This is a genomic window from Curtobacterium sp. B18, from assembly GCF_000333375.1.
Lineage (GTDB): Bacteria > Actinomycetota > Actinomycetes > Actinomycetales > Microbacteriaceae > Curtobacterium.
On record NZ_BACZ01000514.1, the window covers coordinates 1 to 7281 of the forward strand.

The window sequence follows — 7281 nt, forward strand, 5'->3', positions numbered from 1 at the left end:
GCCTGCACGACGTGAACCTCAGCGGGGACTTCGCCCAGTTTTCAATCATCCCGCCGATCGGCGTCCTGTTCGCGCTCATCGTGGGCCTGCTCGCCACGGTCCCGCAGGGGCAGCAGTACGACCGACCCGATCGCGGCTGAGCACCCGGAGTCGACACCGTCCGGGCTCCGAGCGGCGGCGACGAGCGTGCGCGTCCCCTGATCGGGGGTCGTCACGCGGTAACCCGAGGCGCGCTCGATCGATATGGTCGGGAGCGCTGGGCACTGCGCCCGGCAGCGTCCAGCACGTCACACCACCGAGGGGATCCCACATGACCAACGCCCAGCCCTACCAGTCCGCCCCCGCTCCGGCCTCCGACCGCTACAGCGTCCTCGCGATCGTCGGGTTCATCCTCGCGTTCGTCGTGAACATCGCGGGGCTCGTCGTCAGCATCATCGCGCTGACCCAGATCAAGAAGACGGGTGAGCGCGGCCGCGGCCTGGCGCTCGCCGGGGTCATCATCTCCGCGCTGTCGATCGTCTTCGGCATCATCTCGATCATCGTGTTCGCCTCGGCCGCGGCGAACATGGGCACGACGACCGGGTACTGATCACCGCGCTCCAGCTCGACCCGAGGCGGCCCGCTCCCGAGGAGCGGGCCGCCTCGCCGTCCGACGGGGACGGGCGACGGGGACGGACGACGGGGCGTCGGTCTGGTTGACTCTCTTCCGTACTCGAGCCGACACACAGGGGGACCCATGAGTGACCAGTACCCACCGCAGAACCCGGACGGACACCAGCCGCAGGGCCAGCAGCCGTCCGGCCAGCCCGGCCAGCAGCCGTCCGGCCAGCCCGGCCAGCAGCCCTACGGCCAGCCCGGCCAGCAGCCCTACGGCCAGCCCGGCCAGCAGCCGTACGGCGAGCCCGGCCAGCAGCCGTACGCTCAGCAGCCGTACGCACAGCCCGGCCAGCAGCCGTACGCTCAGCAGCCCTACCAGCCGCAGCAGCACGTCCCGGTCGGCCCCGACGGTGTCCCGCCGCTGTGGGCCCCCTGGTACGGCATCGGGTTCCTCGACGCGTTCAAGCGCTTCTTCGCGAAGTACGCCCGGTTCGACGGGCGGGCCAGCCGCAGCGAGTTCTGGTACTGGATCCTCGCCAACGCCATCGTCACGATCGTCCTGTTCGGCGGGTTCTACGCGGTGCTGATCGGCTCCCTCGTCAGCAGCACACGGGTCGACGCCTACGGCAACCCGTCGGGTGACGCCGCGCCGTCCCCGATCGCGTTCGTGTTCCTCGGCCTGTACGGCATCTGGTGGCTGGGCACCCTCGTCCCGAACATCGCGCTCGGATGGCGCCGGGTCCACGACGCGAACCTCGCCGGCCCGTTCTGGCTCATCGGCATCTTCGTGAACGTCGCGGCGATCGTCTTCGGCGTCCTCGAGTCGAACCCCGCGGGTGCGCGGTTCGACCGACCGGACCTCGGGTAGTCCGAGCAGCACGACGACGCGGTCGGCACGACGAAGCGACCCGCACGACGAAGCGGCCCGCACCGGAGGGTGCGGGCCGCTTCGTCGTGCGGCAGTCGTGCTGCGGGAGCGGCGCGGCAGTCGTGGATCAGGTGACGCGGATCAGACCACGCGGAGGCGTGAGAGCGAACCGTCCACGACGAGGTCGCGCACCGTGACCGACGGATCCGCCGTCTGGAAGCGCAGCGCGCCTCCGGGCTGGTCGAACCAGGGCTGGACGAACCGGACCGTCACGAGGAACGGCCGTTCGACCAGGTAGCGGTGCGTCTCGGGCGACCCGGCCACGTGCGGCGGGAGTGACCGCTGCGGCAGCGGGGTGTCGAGGGGGTGCAGGAGGTAGCCGTCCGGGCCGCCGATCCGGTCGACCGGCACGCCCGCCGGGATCTGGATGGTCAGCCCCTGCTCGCCCGCCTGCGCGACCTGCTGCGCGAGCTGCGGGTACGTGGACGCCGCCCGGTCGCGCAGCCCGTCGAGCTCGTGGCGTGGGATGTCCTTCGGTGCCGGGAACGGACGGTTGAGGAACCGCCGGAGCATCTCGACGGCATCCGCTTCGCCGCGGGCGGTCGCGAGACGCCGGGCGGTGCCGTAGTCCACGACCTCGAGGGCGAAGTCACCGGCACCCTCGACCGGCACGACCCGCAGTGCTCCCTCGACCGGGGGCTCGTGCAGGGTCTCTCCGGGGAGCTGCACGTAGCGGATCGTGTAGCCGAGCTGGTCGAGGATGGGGCGGGTCTCCGCGAACGTCATGGCCGCGAGCCTACCGGGTGCGACCTATGCCTTCCCTCGCATGATCGCCTGCTTGACCTCGGAGATGGCCTTCGTGACCTGGATGCCGCGCGGGCAGGCGTCGGTGCAGTTGAAGGTGGTGCGGCAGCGCCAGACCCCCTCCTTGTCGTTGAGGATGTCGAGCCGGACGTCGGCAGCGTCGTCGCGCGAGTCGAAGATGAACCGGTGCGCGTTGACGATCGCCGCGGGGCCGAAGTACTGGCCGTCGGTCCAGAACACCGGGCAGGACGACGTGCACGCGGCGCAGAGGATGCACTTCGTGGTGTCGTCGAAGCGGGCACGGTCGGCGACGGACTGCACGCGCTCCTTGCCCTTCTCCGGTGCCGAGCTCGCCTGCAGGAAGGGCTGGACCTCGCGGAAGGACTTGAAGAAGGGCTCCATGTCGACGACGAGGTCCTTCTCGAGCGGCAGCCCCTTGATCGCCTCGACGTAGATCGGCTTCGACACGTCGAGGTCCTTGATGAGGGTCTTGCAGGCCAGCCGGTTGCGGCCGTTGATGCGCATCGCGTCGGAACCGCACACACCGTGGGCGCAGGAGCGACGGAAGGTCAGCGAGCCGTCCTGGTCCCACTTGATCTTGTGCAGCGCGTCGAGGATGCGGTCGGTCGGCAGCATCATGACGTCGAAGTCCTGCCAGCGCGGCTCGTCGTCGACGTCAGGGTCGAAGCGCCGGATGATCAGGGTGACCGAGAACGATCCGGGAGGGGCGTCCTGCACGGTGTCGGTGCGGGGTGCGTCGGAGACCAGGGTGTCGGTCATCTCAGTACTTCCTCTCCATCGGCTGGTACCGCGTCACGACGACTGGTTTCCAGTCGAGGGTGATGTGGTCGTCGGCGAGTGACGAGTGCGGATCGCCCGTCAGGTACGCCATGGTGTGCTGCATGTAGTTCTCGTCGTCGCGCTTCGGGTAGTCGTCGCGCATGTGGCCGCCGCGGGACTCCTTGCGGTTGCGGGCCGAGTAGACGACGACCTCGGCGAGGTCGAGCAGGAACCCGAGCTCGACCGCCTCGAGCAGGTCGGTGTTGAAACGCTTGCCCTTGTCCTGCACGGAGACCTGCATGAACCGGTTCCGGAGCGTGTGGATCGTCTCGGTGACGCGGGCCAGGGACTCGTCAGTACGGAACACCTGCGCGTTCTTGTCCATCTCGTCCTGCAGTTCCTTGCGCAGCACGGCGATGCGCTCGGTGCCGGTGGATGCGCGGAGCTGGTCGAGCATGTCCTTGACGGCCTGCTCCGGGTGCTCGGGCAGCGGCAGGAAGTCGGCGGTCTTGACCCACTCGGCCGCGTTGTTGCCGGAGCGCTTGCCGAAGACGTTGATGTCGAGGAGCGAGTTCGTGCCGAGTCGGTTCGAGCCGTGGACCGAGACGCACGCGCACTCGCCGGCGGCGTAGAGCCCGGGGACGACGGTCGTGTTGTCGTACAGGACCTCGGCCTTGACGTTCGTCGGGATCCCGCCCATCGCGTAGTGCGCGGTCGGCATGACGGGCACCGGCTCGACGACCGGGTCCACACCGAGGTAGGTGCGGGCGAACTCGGTGATGTCCGGGAGCTTCGTCTCGAGCACCTCGGCGCCGAGGTGCGTGCAGTCGAGCAGCACGTAGTCCTTGTTCGGACCCGCGCCGCGGCCCTCTGCGACCTCTTGCACCATGCACCGGGCGACGATGTCGCGGGGTGCGAGGTCCTTGATCGTCGGGGCGTAGCGCTCCATGAACCGCTCACCCGAGGCGTTGCGGAGGATCGCGCCCTCGCCTCGGGCACCCTCGGTCAGGAGGATGCCGAGGCCCGCGAGCCCGGTCGGGTGGAACTGGAAGAACTCCATGTCCTCGAGCGGGAGACCGGTGCGCCACACGATGCCGACGCCGTCGCCGGTGAGGGTGTGCGCGTTCGAGGTCGTCTTGTACATCTTGCCGAAGCCGCCGGTGGCGAAGATCATCGCCTTGGCGTGGAAGACGTGCAGGTCGCCGGTCGCGAGCTCGAAGGCGACGACACCGGCGGGCTGCTTCCGGGTGACGCCGTCGTCGCCCGTGACGTCCACCATGATGAGGTCGAGCGCGTAGAACTCGTTGAAGAAGTTCACGCCGAGCTTCACGCAGTTCTGGAACAGCGTCTGCAGGATCATGTGGCCCGTGCGGTCGGCCGCGTAGCAGGCGCGGCGGACGGGGGACTTGCCGTGGTCGCGCGTGTGCCCGCCGAAACGGCGCTGGTCGATCTTGCCCTCGGGCGTGCGGTTGAACGGCAGACCCATGTTCTCGAGGTCGATGACCGCGTCGATGGCCTCCTTCGCGAGGATCTCGGCGGCGTCCTGGTCGACCAGGTAGTCGCCGCCCTTGATCGTGTCGAAGGTGTGCCACTCCCACGAGTCCTCTTCGACGTTCGCGAGCGCCGCGGCCATCCCGCCCTGCGCTGCACCGGTGTGCGAGCGGGTCGGGTACAGCTTCGAGATGACGGCCGTCTTCGCCTTCGGGCCGGCCTCGATGGCGGCACGCATGCCGGCACCGCCCGCGCCGATGATGACGATGTCGAACTGGTGGTGGTGAACGGTGGTCTCGGTCACTGGGGCCTTTCCGGGGTGGTGGCCGCGCCGTCGGGGGAGTGGACGGCGGGCGAGTAGGGGGTCGCGGCTGCGGTCGGCGGGATTACTGCGCGGGGCAGAACGACGGCAGGTCCGCGGCGGCTGCACCGGCGGGGCACGGGTCGAACGTCCAGCAGACGAGCAGGCCGAGCACGATGAGCACGACGCAGGCGACGAGGATCGCGACGAGCAGGGTCTTGCGGATGCCCGGCTTCGACACGTAGTCGTTGACGATCGTGCGCATGCCGTTCGACCCGTGGATCAGCGCGAGGACGAGCATGAGCGAGTCCCACACCTGCCAGAACGGCGACGCCCACTTGCCGGCGACGAACGCGAAGTCGATCTGCTTGACGCCCTCGCCCGCCACCATGTTGACGAAGAGGTGCCCGAAGATCAGCACGACGAGCAGGACGCCCGAGCCGCGCATGTAGATCCAGCCCCACTTCTCCCAGTTGGTGGTGCGACGGGCTGCTGCTGCGGAGCGCGGGGGCTCGATGGTCTGCGTGGTCATCCGGATGCCCCCTAGTTGAAGTCCGCGACGAGGTTCATGAGCTGGCGCGGCAGGAAGCCGGCGATGGCGATCGCCCAGAGGACGAGCACGATCCAGAACATGGCGCGCTGGTACTTCGGGCCCTTCGACCAGAAGTCCACGAGGATGATCCGGAGCCCGTTGAACGCGTGGAAGACGATCGCCATCACGAGGGCGATCTCACCGAGGTTCATGATCGGCGTCTTGTACGTGCCGATGACCGCGTTGTACGCCTCGGGGGACAGCCGCACGAGGGCGGTGTCGAGGATGTGCACCAGCAGGAAGAAGTAGATCGCCACACCGGTGATGCGGTGCAGGACCCAGGACCACATACCGGTCGAGCCCCGGTAGAGGGTCCCTTGCGGTGTCCGAGAAGCGCGCGGCGCATCGATCGTCACCCGGGGTGCGGCGGTCGCCGTACCCCCTCCGGTCTGCTCGGCCATGAGCTCGTCCTCCCATAGGACGGGCTCGCCCGATCGGCGAGCCCTTGCCGTTCGTGTTCGTGTGGAACACGTCCATCCTATGCGCGTGCGCTGACCTTCTCGTGCCAACCGGTCCGGGCACCTCGCGTCGCGGCGGGCGGCGCGCCGATCGTGCGGGCCGTGTCGTGGTGGCCGAGCAGCTGGTCGCCGACCGCCTCCCACGTCGTGCCCTCGACCCGGAGCCGTCCGGCGGAGCCCATCCGGGCAGCCTGGGCGCGGTCGTGGTGCAGGGCGAGCACCGCGCGGCGGAGGGCCTGCGGCTCGTCCGGGTCGTACAGGTCGCCGTCGAGTCCGGGGGCGACCAGGTCGACCGGGCCGCCGGCCGCGGGTGCGATGACCGGCAGGCCGCTCGCGTGGGCCTCCTGCAGGGTCTGCCCGAACGTCTCCGCCGGACCGGTGTGCACGAACAGGTCCAGGGCGGCGTAGGCGTCCGCGAGGGCGTCGCCGCGCAGCGGCCCCGTGAAGGTGACGTCGAGGTGCCGGAGCCGTCGTTCGAGCATCGCCCGCGACGGACCGCCGCCGGCGACGACGATCCGGATCCCCGGGACGCCGCCGAGCTCGGCGAGCCGCTCGACCTCCTTCTCCGGTGCGAGCCGCCCGACGTACCCGACGATCGTCTCGCCGCGCGGGGCGATCCGCCGCCGGAGCGCCCGGACGTGCGCCGAGGAGCGCCGCGCCGGGTGGAACAGGTCGGTGTCGACGCCGCGACCCCAGCGGGCGACCCGCGGGACGCCGTCCTCGGCGAGCATCGCCGCGGTCGCGCTCGACGGCGCGAGCGTCAGCGACGCGCCGGCGTGGATGCGCCCGAGGATCTTCCGCACCAGCGGGACGGTCGCGGTCAGGCCGTTGCGGCGGGCGAACCCGGCCACGTCGGTCTGGAAGACGGCGACGGAGGGGATGCCGAGCCTCCCGGCCGCCGTGATGGCGCGTCCACCCAGCAGGAACGGACTGGCGGCGTGCAGCACGTCGGCGCCGGAGGCGGCGAGGATCGTGTCGAGCACCGGGTGGGGGAGTGCGACCGGGAACTGGCGGTACGCGACCGCCGGCACCCGGTGGACGTCGAACGAGCGGTAGCGCTCCACCTGCGTCCGCGAGCGGAACTGCGCGATGCCGGGGGTGTCCGGCGCGATGACGACCGCGCGGTGACCGCGGCGTTCCAGGTGGTCCAGCACCGCGAGGACGCTGGTGGTGACGCCGTTGAGGGTGGGCAGGAAGCTCTCGGTCACGACGGCGACGGTCCGTTGGGACGTGCCGCGCTCCACGCTGCGTGCGTTCATGGCGATGCCCATGCTCGGCCCCGGGTGTGTCCCCGTCGGGGCCGCCGACGTGAACGCCCGGCACGCAGGCGGTGAACAGCCGCCCCCGCGGGTGGACGGGAAGCGCGGCGCACGACGGGCGGGCCGGCTGC

At 70.3% G+C, this 7281-nt stretch carries 8 protein-coding genes; 2 read left to right on the forward strand and 6 right to left on the reverse strand.

The window, feature by feature from the left end:
• The first annotated feature begins 310 nt into the window (after positions 1-310).
• Both I5E_RS13705 and I5E_RS26020 read left to right on the forward strand, forming a co-directional pair.
• Positions 311-589 (forward strand): DUF4190 domain-containing protein, encoded by a 279-nt coding sequence (locus I5E_RS13705; RefSeq protein WP_022907489.1) that lies wholly within the window; start codon positions 311-313, stop codon positions 587-589.
• A 147-nt stretch (positions 590-736) separates the two neighbouring features.
• Positions 737-1465, forward strand: coding sequence for a DUF805 domain-containing protein (locus tag I5E_RS26020; RefSeq protein WP_022907490.1), 729 nt, complete (start codon positions 737-739; stop codon positions 1463-1465).
• 141 nt (positions 1466-1606) lie between these two features.
• On the opposite strand, the gene I5E_RS22820 is transcribed toward I5E_RS26020, so the two are convergent.
• From I5E_RS22820 to I5E_RS13740, 6 genes are all read right to left on the reverse strand, one after another.
• A complete protein-coding gene (locus I5E_RS22820) occupies positions 1607-2251 on the reverse strand; it encodes a TNT domain-containing protein (RefSeq protein ID WP_022907491.1) in 645 nt (214 codons plus the stop codon).
• Between the two features lie 24 nt (positions 2252-2275).
• Positions 2276-3049: a succinate dehydrogenase iron-sulfur subunit gene (locus I5E_RS13720; RefSeq protein WP_022907492.1), complete on the reverse strand. Its 774-nt coding sequence runs from the start codon at positions 3047-3049 to the stop codon at positions 2276-2278.
• Position 3050: 1 nt separating this feature from the next.
• Positions 3051-4844: a succinate dehydrogenase flavoprotein subunit gene (sdhA, locus tag I5E_RS13725; protein WP_022907493.1), complete on the reverse strand. Its 1794-nt coding sequence runs from the start codon at positions 4842-4844 to the stop codon at positions 3051-3053.
• Between the two features lie 82 nt (positions 4845-4926).
• The gene (gene sdhD, locus I5E_RS13730; protein WP_022907494.1) at positions 4927-5373 is read right to left on the reverse strand and encodes a succinate dehydrogenase, hydrophobic membrane anchor protein; all 447 of its coding nucleotides are present in this window, start codon (positions 5371-5373) and stop codon (positions 4927-4929) included.
• 11 nt (positions 5374-5384) lie between these two features.
• Entirely contained in the window at positions 5385-5834 is a 450-nt protein-coding gene (sdhC, locus tag I5E_RS13735; protein WP_083857977.1) for a succinate dehydrogenase, cytochrome b556 subunit, read from the reverse strand.
• Between the two features lie 77 nt (positions 5835-5911).
• On the reverse strand, positions 5912-7150 hold the full coding sequence (locus tag I5E_RS13740) for a glycosyltransferase family 4 protein (RefSeq protein WP_042723891.1): 1239 nt from the start codon (positions 7148-7150) through the stop codon (positions 5912-5914).
• Positions 7151-7281: the final 131 nt, after the last annotated feature.